The sequence below is a fragment of the Pseudomonas sp. LBUM1666 genome, assembly GCF_059695775.1.
The window spans coordinates 5,649,497-5,667,597 of the sequence record NZ_CP166789.1 but is presented as its reverse complement, the minus strand read 5'-3'; the positions used below and the strand labels follow the sequence as shown (position 1 = coordinate 5,667,597).

At 59.6% G+C, this 18,101-nt stretch carries 15 protein-coding genes; 6 read left to right on the top strand and 9 right to left on the bottom strand.

Features of this window, described 5'->3' with window-relative positions:
* Positions 1 to 48 precede the first annotated feature (48 nt).
* The 8 genes from ACA056_RS26220 to ACA056_RS26185 form a co-directional block, all read right to left on the bottom strand.
* The gene (locus ACA056_RS26220; protein WP_033056218.1) at positions 49 to 1,971 is read right to left on the bottom strand and encodes a PrkA family serine protein kinase; all 1,923 of its coding nucleotides are present in this window, start codon (positions 1,969 to 1,971) and stop codon (positions 49 to 51) included.
* A 296-nt stretch (positions 1,972 to 2,267) separates the two neighbouring features.
* Positions 2,268 to 2,597, bottom strand: coding sequence for a thiosulfate sulfurtransferase GlpE (glpE, locus tag ACA056_RS26215; RefSeq protein ID WP_008147200.1), 330 nt, complete (start codon positions 2,595 to 2,597; stop codon positions 2,268 to 2,270).
* Positions 2,598 to 2,630: 33 nt separating this feature from the next.
* Positions 2,631 to 3,512, bottom strand: a complete 882-nt coding sequence (locus ACA056_RS26210; protein ID WP_415771802.1) for a symmetrical bis(5'-nucleosyl)-tetraphosphatase — start codon at positions 3,510 to 3,512, stop codon at positions 2,631 to 2,633.
* Complete coding sequence (apaG, locus tag ACA056_RS26205; protein ID WP_008147202.1) at positions 3,512 to 3,892, bottom strand: Co2+/Mg2+ efflux facilitator ApaG/CorD; 381 nt, start codon at positions 3,890 to 3,892, stop codon at positions 3,512 to 3,514. The genes ACA056_RS26210 and apaG overlap by 1 nt, the downstream gene beginning before the upstream one ends.
* A gap of 121 nt (positions 3,893 to 4,013) precedes the next feature.
* Complete coding sequence (rsmA, locus tag ACA056_RS26200) at positions 4,014 to 4,832, bottom strand: 16S rRNA (adenine(1518)-N(6)/adenine(1519)-N(6))-dimethyltransferase RsmA (protein WP_033056215.1); 819 nt, start codon at positions 4,830 to 4,832, stop codon at positions 4,014 to 4,016.
* Positions 4,829 to 5,818, bottom strand: coding sequence for a 4-hydroxythreonine-4-phosphate dehydrogenase PdxA (gene pdxA, locus ACA056_RS26195; RefSeq protein WP_497268786.1), 990 nt, complete (start codon positions 5,816 to 5,818; stop codon positions 4,829 to 4,831). Before pdxA ends, rsmA begins: the two co-directional genes overlap by 4 nt.
* Positions 5,815 to 7,131, bottom strand: a complete 1,317-nt coding sequence (gene surA / locus ACA056_RS26190) for a peptidylprolyl isomerase SurA (RefSeq protein ID WP_497268784.1) — start codon at positions 7,129 to 7,131, stop codon at positions 5,815 to 5,817. Before surA ends, pdxA begins: the two co-directional genes overlap by 4 nt.
* Complete coding sequence (locus ACA056_RS26185) at positions 7,112 to 9,913, bottom strand: LPS-assembly protein LptD (RefSeq protein ID WP_497268782.1); 2,802 nt, start codon at positions 9,911 to 9,913, stop codon at positions 7,112 to 7,114. The genes surA and ACA056_RS26185 overlap by 20 nt, the downstream gene beginning before the upstream one ends.
* 130 nt (positions 9,914 to 10,043) lie before the next feature.
* On the opposite strand from ACA056_RS26185, the gene ACA056_RS26180 reads away from it, so the two are divergent.
* The 3 genes from ACA056_RS26180 to ACA056_RS26170 are packed head-to-tail and all read left to right on the top strand — an operon-like array spanning position 10,044 to position 12,500.
* Positions 10,044 to 11,063: an aminoglycoside phosphotransferase family protein gene (locus tag ACA056_RS26180; RefSeq protein WP_497268780.1), complete on the top strand. Its 1,020-nt coding sequence runs from the start codon at positions 10,044 to 10,046 to the stop codon at positions 11,061 to 11,063.
* The gene (murU, locus tag ACA056_RS26175; RefSeq protein WP_497268778.1) at positions 11,060 to 11,731 is read left to right on the top strand and encodes an N-acetylmuramate alpha-1-phosphate uridylyltransferase MurU; all 672 of its coding nucleotides are present in this window, start codon (positions 11,060 to 11,062) and stop codon (positions 11,729 to 11,731) included. The genes ACA056_RS26180 and murU overlap by 4 nt, the downstream gene beginning before the upstream one ends.
* A 1-nt stretch (position 11,732) precedes the next feature.
* On the top strand, positions 11,733 to 12,500 hold the full coding sequence (locus tag ACA056_RS26170; protein ID WP_497268776.1) for a TerB family tellurite resistance protein: 768 nt from the start codon (positions 11,733 to 11,735) through the stop codon (positions 12,498 to 12,500).
* Between the two features lie 7 nt (positions 12,501 to 12,507).
* On the opposite strand, the gene ACA056_RS26165 is transcribed toward ACA056_RS26170, so the two are convergent.
* Positions 12,508 to 13,500 carry an alpha/beta hydrolase family protein gene (locus tag ACA056_RS26165; protein WP_497268774.1) on the bottom strand — a complete coding sequence of 331 codons (993 nt, stop codon included), beginning with the start codon at positions 13,498 to 13,500 and terminating at the stop codon, positions 12,508 to 12,510.
* 73 nt (positions 13,501 to 13,573) lie between these two features.
* Between ACA056_RS26165 and ACA056_RS26160 the strand changes: the two genes are divergently transcribed.
* The 3 genes from ACA056_RS26160 to ACA056_RS26150 all read left to right on the top strand — a co-directional run bounded on the left by ACA056_RS26160 (position 13,574) and on the right by ACA056_RS26150 (position 18,072).
* Positions 13,574 to 15,976, top strand: a complete 2,403-nt coding sequence (locus ACA056_RS26160) for a PAS domain-containing sensor histidine kinase (protein ID WP_497268772.1) — start codon at positions 13,574 to 13,576, stop codon at positions 15,974 to 15,976.
* Entirely contained in the window at positions 15,977 to 16,606 is a 630-nt protein-coding gene (locus ACA056_RS26155) for a response regulator (RefSeq protein WP_003210977.1), read from the top strand.
* A gap of 341 nt (positions 16,607 to 16,947) precedes the next feature.
* Entirely contained in the window at positions 16,948 to 18,072 is a 1,125-nt protein-coding gene (locus ACA056_RS26150; RefSeq protein ID WP_497268770.1) for an ABC transporter ATP-binding protein, read from the top strand.
* Positions 18,073 to 18,101 lie beyond the last annotated feature (29 nt).

The following is an 18,101-nucleotide window of genomic DNA, read 5'->3' as shown; positions in this document are numbered from 1 at the left end:
GCGTACACAGGCCTCTGGCTGACGACAACCGGTCTGACCGGCAGCGGGTTATTGTGATTTTCTGACCCGCAGGTACCACTCGGACAGCAGTCGTACCTGTTTGTCGGTGTAGCCCCGCTCGACCATCCGTGTGACGAAGTCGTTGTGCTTCTGCTGGTCCTCTTTGCTGGCCTTGGCGTTGAAGCTGATGACTGGCAGGAGGTCCTCGGTGTTGGAGAACATTTTTTTCTCGATGACCACCCGCAGTTTTTCGTAGCTGAGCCAGGTCGGGTTCTTGCCGTTGTTGTTGGCCCGGGCGCGCAGCACGAAGTTGACGATTTCATTGCGGAAATCCTTCGGATTGCTGATGCCGGCCGGTTTTTCGATTTTCTCCAGTTCTTCGTTCAGCGCTACGCGGTTGAGGATCTCGCCGGTTTCCGGGTCGCGGTATTCCTGGTCCTGGATCCAGAAGTCGGCGTACAGCACATAGCGATCAAAGATGTTCTGGCCATACTCGCTGTAAGACTCGAGGTAGGCGGTCTGGATTTCCTTGCCAATGAACTCGATATAACGCGGTGCCAGGTACTCCTTGAGGAAGCGCAGATAGCGTTCGCGGGTTTCCGCCTGGAATTGTTCCTGTTCGATCTGTTGTTCCAGCACGTAAAGCAAGTGCACCGGGTTGGCAGCGATTTCGTGCGGATCAAAGTTGAACACTTTCGACAGGATCTTGAACGCGAAGCGGGTCGACAAGCCGTTCATGCCTTCGTCGACACCCGCGTTGTCGCGGTATTCCTGGATCGACTTGGCCTTCGGATCGGTATCCTTGAGGTTTTCGCCGTCATACACGCGCATTTTGGAGTAGATGTTGGAGTTTTCCGGCTCTTTCAGTCGCGAGAGTACGGTGAACTGGGCAAGCATCTTCAGGGTGTCAGGCGCGCAGTGAGCCTTGGCCAGGGAGCTGTTGAACAAGAGCTTGTCGTAGATCTTCACTTCGTCGCTGACCCGCAGGCAGTATGGCACTTTGACGATGTAGATCCGGTCGATGAAGGCTTCGTTGTTCTTGTTGTTACGGAAGGTGTGCCATTCCGATTCGTTGGAGTGGGCCAGCAGGATCCCGGTAAACGGAATTGCCCCCAGACCTTCGGTACTGTTGTAGTTGCCTTCCTGAGTGGCGGTCAGCAGTGGGTGCAGCACCTTGATCGGTGCCTTGAACATTTCGACGAATTCCATCAGGCCCTGGTTGGCCCGGCACAGTGCGCCCGAGTAGCTGTAGGCGTCGGCGTCGTTCTGCGGGAATTCTTCGAGTTTGCGGATATCGACCTTGCCCACCAGCGCCGAGATGTCCTGGTTGTTTTCATCTCCCGGCTCGGTTTTGGCCACGGCTATCTGGTTGAGGATCGACGGATACAGCTTCACCACACGGAACTGGCTGATGTCGCCGCCGAATTCGGCGAGGCGTTTGGTAGCCCATGGCGACATGATGGTGTTTAGGTAGCGCCGTGGAATGCCGAAGTCTTCCTCGAGGATCGCGCCATCTTCAGTGGCGTTGAACAGACCCAGAGGTGATTCGAATACCGGCGAGCCCTTGATCGCGTAGAAGGGCACTTTTTCGATCAGCTGTTTCAGCTTCTCGGCCAGGGACGATTTACCACCACCCACAGGGCCGAGCAAATAGAGAATCTGTTTCTTCTCTTCCAGGCCCTGAGCGGCATGGCGGAAATACGACACGATCTGGTCAATGCATTCTTCCATCCCGTGGAAGTCTTCAAAGGCCGGATAGCGGCGGATTACCTTGTTGGAAAAGATTCGCGACAGCCTCGAGTTGGCCGAGGTGTCGAGGAGCTCCGGTTCACCGATGGCCAGTAACAGACGCTCGGCGGCGGAGGCGTAGGCGCTGCGGTCGCTTTTGCACAGCTCCAGATACTCTTGCAGCGAGAGTTCTTCCTGGCGTGTGGACTCGAAGCGTTGTTGGAAGTGGCTAAAGATACTCATGACGTCACCTCGCTCGATACGTGGAGCCGACGCCGGATCATTCAGTCGATGCTGGCAGCGACCGAATATGCAGTCGCTGTTTACCCCCCAGAACTCTTTCGAAGCTGACTACCCCGAAAGCTACTCCCGATGACCCGCGCGCCGGTGTACCGGCTCTCCCCTGTTTTGGATGGCCTGCGCTTAAGGATAGTTGGGAATTCGGGAGGTAAAGGCGAGATACGTAATTAGTTGTGGCAGACCGTTCGTCTGCCACCGCGCGAGCCCGCGGGGACCGGGGCTTGCGCGTTACAAAAAAATTATTCGGAAGTGCCTTGCGCCGTTTCCGAAGGGTAAGTCGTACGCCACAGCTCAAAACCGCCATCCATGCTGTAGACGTCGGAGAAGCCCTGGCTAATGAGGTACGCAGCGGCGCTCTGACTGGAATTGCCGTGGTAGCAGACGACCACGGTCGGTGCGTCGAGGTCGGCAGCGCGGATGAAATCCGAGATGGAGTGGTTATCCAGATGCTTCGAGCCGGCGATATGCAGTGCGGCAAAGGTCGCTGGGTCGCGAACATCGACCACCACCGCGCCTTGTTCGCGCAGGGCCTGGGCCTGTTCCGGGGGGATACGTTTGAATTCGCTCATTGCGGGCTCCTGTGGCTCGGCTGAAAGCGCAGTCTAGCGCGGGGCGCTGGCTGACGATGGTTCGGGGATAAGTGCGGCGACTGGCGGCAGGGCAAGGCCATGCTCGTCGCATTTGCAAGACAGGCGTTCACCGCTGTCGACATTCATGAGGGTCAGGGCGCCACCCCAGACACAACCGGTGTCGAGGGCCGAGATGCCCGGCTCATTGCATCGGCCTTCCAGAGCGGCCCAGTGACCGAAGATGATCTTCAGGCCCTTGGTCTTGCGCTCTTTGTGCTGAAACCAGGGTTTGTAGCCCGGTGGCGCATTGTCGAGGCCTTCCTTGCTTTTGAGGTCAAGCTTGCCCTCGGCGGTACAAAACCGCATGCGGGTGAAATAGTTGGTGATCACCCGCAGGCGTGTCACGCCTTTGAGGTCGTTGTCCCATTTCGCCGGATCGTTGCCGTACATGCCATCGAGGTAGGGCGGCAACAGGTTGTCATCGCGCAATGCAGTCTCGACTTCGGCGGCATGCTTCAAGGCCTTGCGCAGCGACCACTGGGGCGGAATGCCAGCATGTACCAGGGCGACATCGCGCTGTTCGTCGTAATGCATGAGCTTTTGCTGACGCAGCCACTCCAGCAGTTCCGCGCAATCGGGGGCTGCGAGAATCTCGAGCAGGGTGTCGGACTTCTTCAGGCGTTCGATGTTTTTCCCGGCGGCCAGCAAGTGCAGGTCATGGTTGCCGAGCACGCATACCAGCGATTCGCGGATGCTATAGAGGAAGCGCAAGGTGTCCAGGGACTGCGGGCCACGGTTGACCAGATCGCCTACCAGCCACAGACGATCCCGTGTCGGGTCGAAGGCGACCTGCTTGAGCAGACATTGCAATGCTTGAAGGCAGCCTTGCAGATCGCCGACGGCGTACGTTGCCATCAGTGCAGGGCTCCGGGCACCGCCAGACGGAATGGGGCGATGATGGCGTCGAAGTGTTTGCCGTCATCGGCAACCATTTCATAAGTGCCCTGCATCGTGCCGACCTTGGAGGTCATGACGGTGCCGCTGCTGTAGGTGTGGCTTTCGCCCACCTCGATCAACGGTTGCTGGCCAACAACGCCCGCACCGCGAACCTCTTCGACATGCCCGTCACCGTCGGTGATCACCCAGTGCCGCGACAACAGTTTGGCCGGTAGCTCGCCATTGTTGTGCACGGTGATGGTGTAGGCGAAGGCAAAGCGGTTTTGCTCGGGTTGCGATTGTTCTGCCAGATAGCGGGTGACGACGCTGACGTCGACCTGGTAACGAGGATCGGACATGCAAGAGGCCTTAAACGAAGCGGAACGCGGGGCGTAGCTGATGGAGATCAGTCTAGGCCAAGTATCGGGTAGTAAACCAGACATGAAGGCTGGTGTCCTACCCGATAACGCTCATTGCCTGTCAGTCGGCGGCGGGCGTCTGTAGGACTTGTTCGCTGAGCTTGTCGGCCAGGCGCACGAAGGCGGCCAGATCGAGCTGTTCGGGGCGCAGGCTGCCATCAACGCCGGCGGCTTCGATTTCAGCGTTGCTCAGCAGCAGCTTGAGGGTGTTGCGCAGGGTCTTGCGGCGCTGGTTAAAGGCTTCGCGCACGACACGCTCCAACAGCTTGTGATCCTTGGCCGGGTGCGGCAGCACCGCGTGAGGCACCAGGCGCACGATAGCCGAATCGACTTTGGGCGGCGGATTGAACGCGCCCGGGCCAACGTTGAACAGATGTTCAACCCGGCAGTGATACTGAACCATGATCGACAAGCGACCCCAGTCACCACCGCCAGGGCCTGCTGCCAGGCGCTCGACCACTTCCTTTTGCAGCATGAAATGCATGTCGCGAATCAGGCTGGCGTTATGCAGCAGGTGAAAAATCAGCGGCGTAGAGATGTTGTACGGCAGGTTGCCGACCACCCGCAGGCTGTTCGGCGCGGCGTTCAGGCTGGTGAAGTCGAACTTCAGCGCGTCGCCCTGATGCAGGTTGAAATTGCTCTTGCTGGCAAATTGCTGGTTGAGGATCGGGATCAGATCCTTGTCCAGTTCCACCACGTCCAACTGGGCGCCGCTGTTTAGCAGGCCTTGGGTTAGCGCACCCTGGCCAGGGCCGATTTCCAGAAGACGGTCTTCGGGCTTGGCGTGGATGGCGCGCAGGATGCGGTCGATAACGCCGGCATCGTGCAGGAAGTTCTGGCCGAAGCGCTTGCGCGCACGGTGTTGGTAATGCTCGGTCATAAACGGGTCTCGGCCATCTGGTAGGCGGTTTCCAGGGCGACTTGCAGGCTGCCGGTATCGATTTTGCCGCTGCCGGCCAGGTCCAGGGCAGTGCCGTGGTCGACCGATGTGCGGATGATCGGCAAGCCGAGGGTCACATTGACTGCCGCACCGAAGCCTTTGTACTTCAGCACAGGCAGGCCCTGGTCGTGGTACATCGCCAGCACTGCATCGCAGTGCTCCAGATACTTGGGGGTAAACAGAGTGTCGGCGGGCAGGGGGCCACGAAGGTCCATTCCTTCGCCGCGCAGGCGCTCTAATGTAGGTTCGATAATGTCGATTTCTTCATGGCCCAGGTGTCCGCCTTCGCCGGCATGGGGGTTGAGCCCACACACGAGGATGCGTGGCCGGGCAATGCCGAATTTTTCTTGTAGATCGGTGTGCAGAATTCGCGTGACCCGTTCCAGACGCTCCGGCGTGATCGCATCGGCAATCTCGCGAAGAGGCAGGTGAGTGGTGACCAGCGCCACGCGCAATCCGCGAGTGGCGAGCATCATCACCACTTGTGCGGTATGGGTCAGGTCGGCGAGAAATTCTGTGTGCCCGGAAAAGGCGATCCCGGATTCATTGATCACGCCTTTGTGCACAGGCGCCGTGATCATGCCGGCAAAATGCCCGTCCAGGCAGCCTTGGCCGGCTCGAGTCAGGGTTTCGAGAACGAAAGCCGCGTTGGCCTTGTCCAGTTGCCCGGCGGTGACCTTGGCGTTGAGCGGTGTATCCCAGACATACAGGCTGTTAGCTGGCGCGGGTACATCCGGCCAGTTGTCCGGGGCGACCGGCAGCAAATCGACCACCACACCCAGCTGCACGGCCCGCTCAAGGAGCAGGTCGCGGCTGGTAATGGCAATCAGGGGATGTGGCTGGGCTTGCGAGGCGAGCAGCAGGCACAGGTCAGGACCTATGCCGGCCGGTTCGCCGGGTGTCAGCGCGAAACGTTTGGGTTTCACTGCGCTGCCTGGTCTGCACCAGGGAGTTTGATCTCTACGTACGCTTCGTCACGGATCTGACGCAGCCAGGTTTGCAGCTCTTCGTCATATTTGCGGTTACGCAATACGGTCATTGCTTGCTGCTCGCGGGCCTGGGTGGTGCTGTCAGTGGCACGACGGCCAAGGACTTCCAGAACGTGCCAGCCGTATTGGGTCTGGAATGGCTTGGACAGCTGACCTTGTGGGGTCTTGGCCATCACTTCGCGGAATTCAGGCACCAATGCATTTGGGTCGATCCAGTTCAGGTCGCCGCCGTTGAGGGCTGAACCCGGATCTTCCGAGAAGCTTTTCGCCAGTTCGCCGAAATCTTCGCCCGCTTCGATTCGGGTGTAGAGCGACTCAGCCAGCGCCTTGGTTTTTGCTTCGTCGCGGATCGGGCTAGGTTTGACCAGGATGTGACGTACGTGCACTTCATCACGTACCTGGGTCTCACCGCCACGCTTGTCGAGGATCTTCAGGATGATGAAGCCGCCCGGTGTGCGCATTGGCTGGGTAATGTCGCCCACAGCCATGGTGCTCAGCATGCGATCGAACGGAGGTGGCAGTTGACCGGCTTTACGCCAGCCCATGTCGCCACCTTCCAGTGCGGTTTCGCTGGCGGATTTGGCGATTGCCAACTGACCGAAGTCAGCGCCTTGCTTGAGCTGCTGGTAAACCGCGTCTGCCTGTTTGGCTGCATTCTGAATCGCGTCGGAGTTGGCGCTTTCCGGCGTAGGAATCAGGATGTTGGCCAGGCGGAACTCTTCGGACAGCTGCATTTTGCCAAGGTCGGAAGCGAGGAAGTTCTTCACTTCCTGTTCGGAAACCTGGATGCGCTCGGCCACTCGACGCTGACGCACACGGCTGATGACCATCTCGCGGCGAATCTGGTCACGGGCGTCGTCGTAAGACAGACCGTCGCGAGTCAGGGCGGCGCGGAATTGATCCACGGACATGTTGTTGCGCTGGGCAATGGTGCCGACAGCCTGGTTCAGTTCTTCATCGGTAATGCGGATACCGGAACGTTCGCCGATCTGCAGTTGCAGGTTTTCGACGATCAGACGTTCAAGCACCTGCTGATCCAGCACGTTGGCCGGTGGTACAGCAGAGCCGCGTTTGGCGATGGTTTGCTGAACTTCATGAACGCGTTGGTCCAGTTGGCTCTGCATGACCACGTCGTTATCGACAATGGCCACCACTTTATCGATGGACTGCACCGCGGCGTTCGCCGCGGTACCCAGGAACAGCGCGCCCAGCATCAGCGGGCGCAGACAATCAGAAAGCTTGGTCTTCACGTTCACGATAACCTTGGATGCCTTTGTCGAGGAAGCTCTCTACTTTGGCGCCGGTGAGGCCGCCGAGTCCCTTCAGAACAATTTGTAGGAAGATGCCGTGGTCGCCTTTTTCGTTTTCCGGGGCGTCTTGACTGGTTTCGTCATAGTCGACCCAGTAACGGTTGATCAGGCGCAGTTTCCAGCAGCAGTTGTCGTACTCGAAACCACCGAAAGCTTCCAGGGTACGGTTGCGGTTGTAGTCATACTGCCAGCGGCTGATCAGGTTCCATTGCGGCACGATCGGCCACATTACCGAGAAGTCGTGCTGCTGGATCTTGTAGTAATCCTTCACGTAGCCCGGAGTGCCCGGGGTGCCGTAGTCACCGCCACCCACGGACCATTGACCGGTGTTCTGGTCGTAACGGATCTGGTCATTGCGATAGCGATAGCCCGCGTTGATGATCTTGTTCGGGTTGTCTTCGGGCTGGTAGTGGAACATTGCGCTGCCCGAGCGAGGGCTGCGGCTGTCCGGGTCCCAGTTGTAATCGGCAGTGGTGCGCCAATCGCGGTTCCAGCGGTATTCGTATTCCAGCGCGTAGGGCGAAACGTCCGACTGCGTGTCCTTGCGAGTCCTGGCATCAATGCCTGGCAACTGAACCTTGCGATCCTTGAAGTAGAGGGCCTGACCGACGCTGATGCGTTGACGCTCGAAACCGTTTTCTTCGATCCAGCGATTGGTGACGCCCAGAGACAGCTTGTTCTCGTCGCCGACACGGTCGGAGCCGGAGAAGCGGTTGTCGCGGAACAACGATGCGTAGTTGAAGGTGTACTCGCCGGTGTCGAATACCGGAATGTCTTTCTGGTCTTCCTCAGGTACGTAAAGGTAGAACAGGCGCGGTTCCAGGGTCTGGCGATAGTCCTTGCCGAACCAGTTGGTGTTGCGATCGAAGTACAGACCGCTGTCGATGCTGGCGATCGGGACGCCACGGTTCTGGTTGCTGCTGAAAGTGCCGTTGAGTCGGTCGCCTTCAGCGCCCTGATTGGCAATGTCGGTTTTACCCTGGCCGTCGAGGTCCAACTGGTACTGGGTGTACTGATACTTCAGCGATGGCTTCAGGAAGCCATAAGTCCAGTCCAGCGGCAGGCTGACACCCGGTTTGAGATTCAAACGGTCGCCGTTGGCACGTGCCAGTCCCGTCACGTTGTTATCAAGACGCGGATCAACGCTACCATCTTCGTTTACGAAGTTACCGTCCTTCAAGTCACGGTCAAACCGCACGACTTCTGTCTCGTAGTCGAAATTCAGGCCGCCAGGGTGAGTCGGCAACTGACCATTGAAAGTGATCTGCGGCAACCGGTCGTACGGCGTAATGTCCGAAACCGTCGCGAGCTGATAAGCCTGTGCATTCAAGCGAGCGGTGTAGCTGTCGCCACGATAGGTGACAGAACCCTGCTGATTCACGAAGTCAGAGCTTTTAACCCCGATCTGATCGGTTTGCAGATCCTGGAAGTAATACGGATCGCTGATCTTGGTGTAATCGACTTGTGTCAGAACGCGCGAGTCGAGACCGCCCTTGTGCTGCCAGTTATACATGTAGCGGTTTTTCTGGTAGTCGGTCTGCTTGCTGCGATCGGTGTCTTCGTCGTTGAGGTACGCGGCACCGAACTGACCTTCGCTGGACGGGGTCAGGTAACGGAACTCGCCTTCCATCAACAGCCCGTGCTTGCTCATGTAGCGCGGGTACAACGTGGCATCGTAGTTCGGTGCCAGGTTGAAGTAATACGGTGTGACCAGCAGGAAGCCGGTATCGGTACCGGTGCCGATAGTCGGCGGCAGGAAACCGGACTGGCGACGGTCGTCGATCGGGAAATAGATGTACGGCGTGTACAGGACCGGAATGTCCTTGACCCGCAGCGTCACGTTGGTCGCGGTACCGAAGCCGGTGGCGGGGTTCAAGGTGATGTTGTTGCCCTTGAGCTGCCAGGCGTTGCTGTCCGGTTCGCACGTGGTGTACGTACCATCCTTGAGGCGGATGATCGCGTTCTCGGCACGCTTGGCGTACAGCGCATTACCGCGGATACGGGATTTATGCATCACGTATTCGGCGTTGTCGACCTTGGCTTCACCGGTGTCGAGCTGCACGTCGGCGTGGTCGCCCACGATCAGTGCGCCGTTGTCGCGAATACGGACGTTGCCGCTCAGTTCGCCACGGCTCTCGGCCTGGTACAGGTTCGCTTCGTCGGCTTCGACCTGCATGCTGCCCTGACGCATGACCACGTCACCCGCGAGGGTCGCGACCTGCTCATCCTGCTTATAGCGAGAGGCTTTGGCGCCGAGAAAGGTCGGAGCGTCACTTTTATTCGTCTTGTCATTCATGCCAGGACGAATCGGTTCGATATAGGAACCAGCGCAGTAAGGACCTGTTTCGGCCAATTGCGCTGCAGTGAGCTTCTCGCGCGGAACCCAGTCGAGGTGACTGTAGTCTTCGCTACGCGACTTCAGGCCGCGGCCCTTGGATTCGGTCACCAGCACAGGCTTGGCGCCGGTGTCTTGACTAAAACCGCTGTCAGCCGGAGTCTCGCCGCTCGTGCTTACCGCCGCACTGCCGTCATGGACGGGGCGAGGTGGCAGCGCAGCTGCTGGAGATTTTGGCGCACAGTTCCAGGCACCCGAAGCAGAGACTGAGCAGTCATACTGTTCCGCGGCGACCACGAACGAAGTGGCTAGAGGTTGCAGGGCCAGCAGACTGCCGGTAACCAACAACGGAAATTTTTTACGAAACGCGGGGGATTTCAATGCCATCTTATTAGTCCGGGCTTCCTGCGTGCCATCTGCCCGCGGTGTGGGCCGCACGCCTCTCGATGGTCTGAAAAAGATGCTGGATAATAAAGCATGACCCGCTTGACGGCTAGCGCCGTCGGAGACCCTTGCAATGCCTGACCAAGATGTACGTTTGCAACACCTGAAAGTATGGCTCGATGAGCAATTGGCTGCCCTCTTTGCAGAACAGGGTTGGGGTGCCGTACCCCCGGCCACGTTGACCGCGGCCAGTAGTGATGCGAGTTTTCGACGTTATTTCCGCTGGGAAGGCGAGGGCAGAAGCTTCGTCGTGATGGACGCGCCACCGCCCCAGGAAAACTGTAAACCCTTCGTGGATATCGCTTTTTTGCTGGCGAAATCCGGAATAAATGTTCCGAAAATTTATGCCGAAGACCTCGAGCGTGGTTTTCTTTTGCTCAATGACCTGGGCAACAAGACTTACCTTGACGTGATCGACAGCGAAAATGCCGACGATTTGTTCAAGGATGCCCTGCAAGCGCTGCTGGCTTTTCAGCAGTTGCCGATGGTTGCACCGTTGCCAAGTTATGACGTGGCGCTGCTGCGACGCGAGCTGGAATTGTTCCCTGAGTGGTACGTGAAGCGCGAATTGGGCATCGAGTTCGACTCGGCGCAGCAAATGCTCTGGCAGAACGTGACTGAGCTATTGATCGACAGCGCACTGGCCCAGCCCAAAGTGCTGGTGCACCGCGATTACATGCCGCGCAACCTGATGCTCAGCGAGCCAAATCCCGGTGTGCTGGATTTCCAGGATGCAGTTTATGGTCCCGTGACCTACGACGTGACCTGCCTGTTCAAGGATGCGTTCCTCAGCTGGCCCGAAGAGCGAGTGCGCGGATGGCTGGAAGCTTACTGGCAGCAAGCGGGCGATCTCGGGATCCCGGTTCAGCCCGATTTCGATGATTTCCTGCGTGCCAGCGACCTGATGGGCGTGCAGCGGCACCTGAAAGTGATCGGCATCTTTGCCCGCATCTGCCATCGCGACGGCAAGCCGCGCTATCTTGGTGATGTACCGCGCTTCTTTGCTTATATAGACGCCGTGATCGCCCGCCGTCCTGAACTGGCCGAGCTGGATGTGTTGCTGCTGAGTTTGCGTGCTGGAGCGAATGCATGAAGGCAATGATTCTGGCAGCAGGCAAAGGCGAGCGCATGCGCCCGCTGACCCTGACCACGCCGAAACCGTTGGTTCGCGCTGGCGGTATTCCGTTGATCGAGTATCACTTGAAGGCCTTGGCGGTGGCGGGGTTTACCGAGGTGGTGATCAACCACGCCTGGCTCGGCCAGCTGATCGAAAACTACCTGGGTGATGGCTCGCAATACGGCGTACGTATTCAGTACTCGCCGGAAGGTGAGCCACTGGAAACCGGAGGCGGGATTTTCCGCGCGCTGCCGTTGCTGGGTGACGAGGCCTTTATGGTGGTCAACGGTGACATCTGGACCGACTACGACTTCAGCGTGTTGCACCAACCCATCACCGGGCTGGCGCATTTGGTGTTGGCGGATAACCCTGCCCATCATCCGACAGGCGATTTCAGCCTGATCGACGGGCAAGTCCGCGACGGTCAGCCAGACACTGCAACCCTGACCTACAGCGGCATCGCGGTCCTGCACCCGCAGCTGTTCGACGGTTGCTCCGCCGGGGCCTTCAAGCTTGCACCACTGTTGCGCAAGGCTATGGTTGATGGACAAGTCACTGGCGAACACTTGAACGGACATTGGGTGGATGTTGGCACTCACGAACGTCTGGCTGAAGTCGAAACCCTGCTAGAAGCGAGACGCTGACATGCTGTGGCCAGGGACTCTGATTGGAGCCGGAGCGGGCTTTTACATCGCCAGCATTCCGGGGGCCATGCTTGGCGCCTTGTTGGGGCAGGTGCTGGATCGGCACTTGCACTTGCAGAGCTGGGCGCACTTGCGAGAAATGCTCGGTGGCCGCTCGGTGCTGCGCAATGATGAACTGCTGTTTGTGTTGTTGGGGCGGCTGGCCAAGTGCGATGGACGGGTGGTGGAAGGCCACATCCAGCAGGCCCGTCAGGAAATGCGTTCGCTGGAAATGACCGAGTCGGCCCAGCGTCGGGCCATTGCCGCGTTCAATCGCGGCAAGTCGGGAGATGACCGATTGAGCGGTTACCTGCGCCGCTTGCGTGCTCAACCCCATGCCGCCGAAGGCGTCTTGCGCGCCTGTTGGCGAATGATTTGGGCTGATGGCCACGCCGGTAGGGCTGAGCGAGAGCTGATCAGGCAGTGGGGCAAATGGCTGGGCTGGACGTCACGACAGGTACAGGCTCTGTCGGCCGATTACGAGCCGCACAAGTTTGCACAGGCCAGCAGCGCGCTGACCTATCAAGAGGCTCTGCGGCTTTTGGGCGTTTCGGCGACCACCGAGCCGGCGCAGATCAAGCGTGCTTATCGACGCCTGCTGAGTCGCCATCACCCGGACAAGATCGCCGGCAGCGGTGCGACGGCGCTGCAGGTGCGCGAAGCCACTGACAAGACTCGCGAACTGCATAGCGCCTACACATTGATTCGCGAGCGGCGGGATTTTCGGTAGCGGTCTATCAGTTCACCGTGCTCTGTGGATTCAACCAGCCCCGCACCCGACGGAACAGCTGCTCTTGCTCAGCCTTGGAATTACCCGGCAAAGCCTTGAGCGAGACCTGACTGAACCCCGAAGTCTTCAAACGTTTGCTGGCTTGCAAGCGTTCCAGCGCCAGGTTGCGATCCAGCGGCCTATCCATATAGAAGATGTCTGCGGTGGGCAGCTTCAGGGTCGGTGTCAGTTCGACCAGCTCTGGTTTGGCTTTCGCTGGCATCTGAGCGGCGACCATCACAAACTTCTCCACTTGCGGGGGCTGCTTCTCGCTCAGGTAGCGCGCGGCCCAGTAAGCGCCAGTGCCATGCCCCAGCACGACAATGCGGCGAACACTTTGCTGTTCGGCGTAGGCAATCGCGGCGTCGATGCGGGCGAAGATTCGTTCGGCGTCGGCTTTGGCCTGCTCCTCGGTGGTTTCGGTGATCGCTTTGTCCGCCACCTCCGCTTCGCCGCCCGCCACTTGTTCGATGGGCGCTGCAGTGGTCGAGTCTTTGCTGCCGGCATCAGGGGCTTTTGGTGTGGGTGCCACTTCTACGATACGCGGCGCAATGGCATCGCTTTGCAGGTCCGGCAAGGTGATACTCAGGCTGCTCCATTCGGCGTCCGGTAATTTACGTCGCAATGGACCGATTGCTTGCGGCCAGTCAACGGTTTCGCCGGCGCCCGGGATGATAATCACAGCGCCTTTGGGTTCGGCGGTATTGGCCGGTTTCCACAAGGCCAGAAACGTGTCGCTGCCCGCTTGCAGTTGCTGCTGTTCCTGAGCCGGGATCTGTCGCTCAAGTGCAGACGCTTCTTCCTGACTACGCTCAAGCAGCGGCTGGCGCTCGACCGGTTTTTCTTCGGCGGGTGTTTCCGTTGCGGCAGGTTCCGGGGCGGCAGCCTCGACAGAAAAGGCGCAGGGCAGGATCAGCGACAGGCACAATGCTGGCAGTGCCAGGCGGTAGACAGGGGGCATCGGATATTCCAGGCCAGAAGTTATTCCGGCAGCCTAATGGGTTGGTCAGTATTTGTCAGTGTGTGAGACTTCGATGATGCGTTTTCGCTGCCTGTGGGTTATCGGCTGTTTGTGGTTTCCCTTGATGGGCTGGGCGGCTCCCGCGCCACCGGTGCACGTCGCGCAATTGTCTGCGGACCAGCAGCAATGGCTGGCGCAACATGGCGAATTGCGCGTAGGGCTGGTGTTGCAGGTGCCCTACGCCCAATACGATCGCCGCTTGCAGCGTTTGTCCGGGGTCAATGTCGAGCTGATGAAGTGGCTGGCCAAGGCGCTCAAAGTCGAGCTGAGCTGGCGCAACTTTCCCGACCTGGCGCAACTGGAAGCCGCCGCGCGCGAGGGTGAAATCGACATCGCTCCGGGGCTGACCCAAACCCCCGGTGGCCTGCGGCTCTGGCAGTTTTCCGACCCGTATATGCGGGTGCCGCAACTGGTGGTCAGCGACCAGAAAAGCGCCGGCGTGGTAGAACTGGAAAAACTCGACAGCCAGACCCGCGTCGCCGTGCGCATGCCCGGCGCCACCGCCGATTACCTGCGCAGCAACTACCCGCACCTGAACCTTCAAGGCGTACCGATCGAGCGCCAGGCACTGCAACTGTTACTGAGTCAGCAGGCCAGTTACGCCGTGGTCGACGAAGCGCAGCTGGGGCGTTTGTCCGTCGAACCGGAGTTCGCCGGGCTGGTGGTGGTGGTGGGCGACATCGGCCTGCCGCAACTGTTGCGGGTGGCCACGCGCCGGGACTGGCCAGAACTGGCCGGCATCGTCGAAAGCGCGCTGCGGGCGATCCCGGCCAAGGACCTGGAGCAACTGCACAACCAATGGCTGCAACCCAAATACCCGAGGCTGACCGAGTCCCCGGGGTTCTGGCAAAACCTCTGCCTGCTGTTGGTGGTGTTGATGCTCAGCAGCATGGCCATCGTGTTCTGGCAGCGTCGGCAGCAGCACAGTCTTGAGCATCGTTTGCGAGCCGCTCGCGAAGACATTGCGCTGCGTGCCGCCAGCGAAGAAGCCTTGAGCCTCACCCAGTTTTCAATCGACCAGAGCACCGTCGGCATCCTTTGGGTCAACTGGGACAGCCATGTGCGCTACGCCAATCGCGCGGCCGAAACCATGCTGGGTTATCCGGCGGGCGGGATCATTGATCGGCCGCTGATCGACTTCGAACCCGGCTTGCACATGGACCGCTGGCTGAACCTGTGGAAACGCGCCCGGGCCAGTGAAGACGGCCCGCAAAGTTTTGAAACCAACTGCGTACGGGCGGATGGCAGCGATTTGCCGGTGGATGTTTCGCTGAGCTTTTTGCGGTTTCGCGACGGCGAATACCTGGTGGTTTACCTCAACGACGTCACCGAGCGCCGTCGTGCATTGGCCGCGTTGCAGGAAAGCGAAGCGCGTCTGCAAGGGATCGCCGCCAACGTTCCAGGACTGGTCTTTCGTCTGGAGCGGGCACCGGTGACGGGGCAGATCGACTTTGCCTACATCAGTGAAGGCAGCGAGAGCCTGGTCGGTTACTCGCCGGCCACCCTGGCCCATCGCGACAAAGGCCTGCGCAGCCTGGTGCACCCGGACGACAAGGCCAGTTATCACCAAACCCAGGACCATGCGCTGGATACCGACAGTGACTGGTCGTGGCAGGGACGGATTCTCACCCGTTCGGGTGAACAGCGCTGGGCCGAAATCAAGGCCATCACCCGCCGACTCGAAGACGGCGCCTATGTCTGGGACGGGATCGTCTGGGACATCAGCGAGAGCAAACGCATCGAACTGGAACTGGCCAGCTCTCGCGAGCAGTTGCGTGAATTGTCCGCGCACCTGGAGAGCGTGCGGGAAGAGGAAAAGGCCCGCATCGCCCGAGAAGTTCACGACGAACTGGGTCAGATGCTCACCGTGCTCAAGCTGGAAACCTCAATGTGCGAACTGGCCTACGCCCAGCTCGACCCCGGTCTGAACGAACGTTTGAACAGCATGAAGCGCTTGATCGCTCAGCTGTTCCAACTGGTTCGCGATGTCGCCACGGCGCTGCGGCCGCCGATTCTCGACGCCGGGATCGCGTCGGCCATCGAGTGGCAGGCTCGCCGATTCGAGGCGCGCACGCAGATTCCGTGTCTGGTGCAGGTGCCGGAGAACCTGCCGGTACTCAGTGATGCCAAGGCGATTGGCCTGTTCCGGATCCTTCAGGAAGCGCTGACCAATGTCATGCGCCATGCCCAGGCGCATACTGTCGAACTGACATTGGCGCTGGAAGGCGACGAGTTGTGTCTGACCGTCAGCGATGATGGCGTAGGATTCGTCCCTGCCACCGGTAGGTCAACCTCCTTCGGGGTGGTCGGCATGCGCGAGCGAGTGTTGATCATGGGCGGGCAGTTGTCGCTTGAGAGTGAACCGGGTGAAGGCACGACCCTGAGCGTGCGAGTGCCGCTGGATGAGGAGAAGTAAGTGATCCGTGTACTGGTAGCCGAAGACCACACCATCGTCCGCGAAGGCATCAAGCAATTGATCGGCCTGGCCAAGGATTTGCTAGTGGTAGGGGAGGCGAGCAATGGCGAGCAGTTGCTCGAGACCTTGCGCCATGTTCCCTGCGAAGTGGTCTTGCTGGACATCTCCATGCCCGGGGTTAACGGCCTGGAGGCGATTCCGCGGATTCGTGCGTTGAACAATCCGCCAGCGATTCTGGTGTTGTCGATGCACGACGAAGCGCAAATGGCCGCCCGTGCGTTGAAGGTCGGCGCTGCGGGTTATGCGACCAAGGATAGCGATCCGGCGCTACTGCTGACGGCGATCCGCAAGGTCGCGGCGGGCGGGCGCTACATCGACCCGGACCTGGCCGACCGCATGGTCTTCGAAGTCGGCCTGACCGATTCGCGGCCGTTGCACTCGTTGCTGTCCGAGCGCGAATTCTCGGTGTTCGAACGCTTGGCCCAGGGCGCCAACGTCAACGACATCGCCCAGCAACTGGCCTTGAGCAGCAAAACCATCAGCACCCACAAGGCGCGGCTGATGCAGAAACTCAACATCACCTCCCTGGCGGAGCTGGTGAAGTACGCGATGGAGCACAAACTGCTCTAAAGAACACCGCTGTCCCCTGTGGGAGCGAGCTTGCTCGCGAAGGCGGCGTTACATTCAATACATATGTCGGCTGGCAGACCGCTTTCGCGAGCAAGCTCGCTTCCACAGGACCGTGGTGACATGTCCATTTGCGACAGGCTTAATCATCGCTTTTGCCCGTTCTTGCGGCTTGCAGCGTCAAGATCACCGCTGCCCCTATCCATCCCCGTCATCCTTGTAGGGCAATCCCTACCCCCAACCTTCCATCCCGCTGAGGCCATTCTCTCCTGCACCCCGATTTGCGTGGTCGGCAGCGTCCACTAGGCTTAGTCCACAGCAGTCATCACAACAAAGGTGTGGGTATGAGCCAGGTCGATTCAAGCGCAGGGGCCAGCGATATTCTGGTCAGCTTTCGTGGAGTACAAAAAAGCTACGACGGCGAGAACCTGATCGTCAAAGACCTCAACCTGGAGATTCGCAAAGGCGAGTTCCTCACCCTGCTCGGGCCCTCCGGCTCCGGCAAAACCACCAGCCTGATGATGCTCGCCGGTTTCGAAACCCCGACCGCCGGGGAAATCCTGCTGGCCGGACGCTCCATCAACAACGTGCCGCCGCACAAACGCGACATCGGCATGGTGTTCCAGAACTACGCGTTGTTCCCGCACATGACCGTCGCCGAGAACCTGGCGTTCCCGCTGACCGTGCGCGGTTTGAACAAGAGCGACGTCAGCGACAAGGTCAAAAAAGTCCTGAGCATGGTTCAGCTCGACGCCTTCGCCCAGCGCTACCCGGCGCAACTGTCCGGCGGTCAGCAGCAGCGTGTGGCCCTGGCCCGCGCCTTGGTGTTCGAACCGCAACTGGTGCTGATGGACGAACCCCTCGGCGCACTGGACAAACAACTGCGCGAACACATGCAGATGGAAATCAAACACCTGCACCAGCGCCTCGGCGTGACCGTGGTCTACGTGACTCACGACCAGGGCGAAGCCCTGACCATGTCCGACCGCGTGGCAGTGTTCCATCAGGGCGAGATCCAGCAGATCGCTGCGCCGCGCACCCTCTATGAAGAGCCGAAAAACACCTTTGTCGCCAACTTCATCGGCGAGAACAACCGCCTCAACGGCCGCTTGCACAGCCAGACCGGCGACCGCTGCATCGTCGAACTCGGTCGCGGTGAAAAGGTTGAAGCGCTGGCGGTCAATGTCGGCAAGACCGGCGAACCGGTCACGCTGTCGATTCGCCCGGAACGCGTGAGCCTCAACGGCTCCAGCGAATCCTGCGTCAACCGCTTCTCAGGGCGGGTGGCGGAATTCATCTATCTGGGCGACCACGTCCGGGTTCGCCTGGAAGTCTGCGGCAAGACCGATTTCTTTGTGAAACAACCGATTGCCGAGCTCGATCCCGCGCTGGCCGTCGGCGACGTAGTACCGCTTGGCTGGCAGGTCGAACACGTTCGCGCGCTCGACCCACTTCTAGAGGCGCATTGATCGCCCCCCCTGCTTCAACAACACCAACC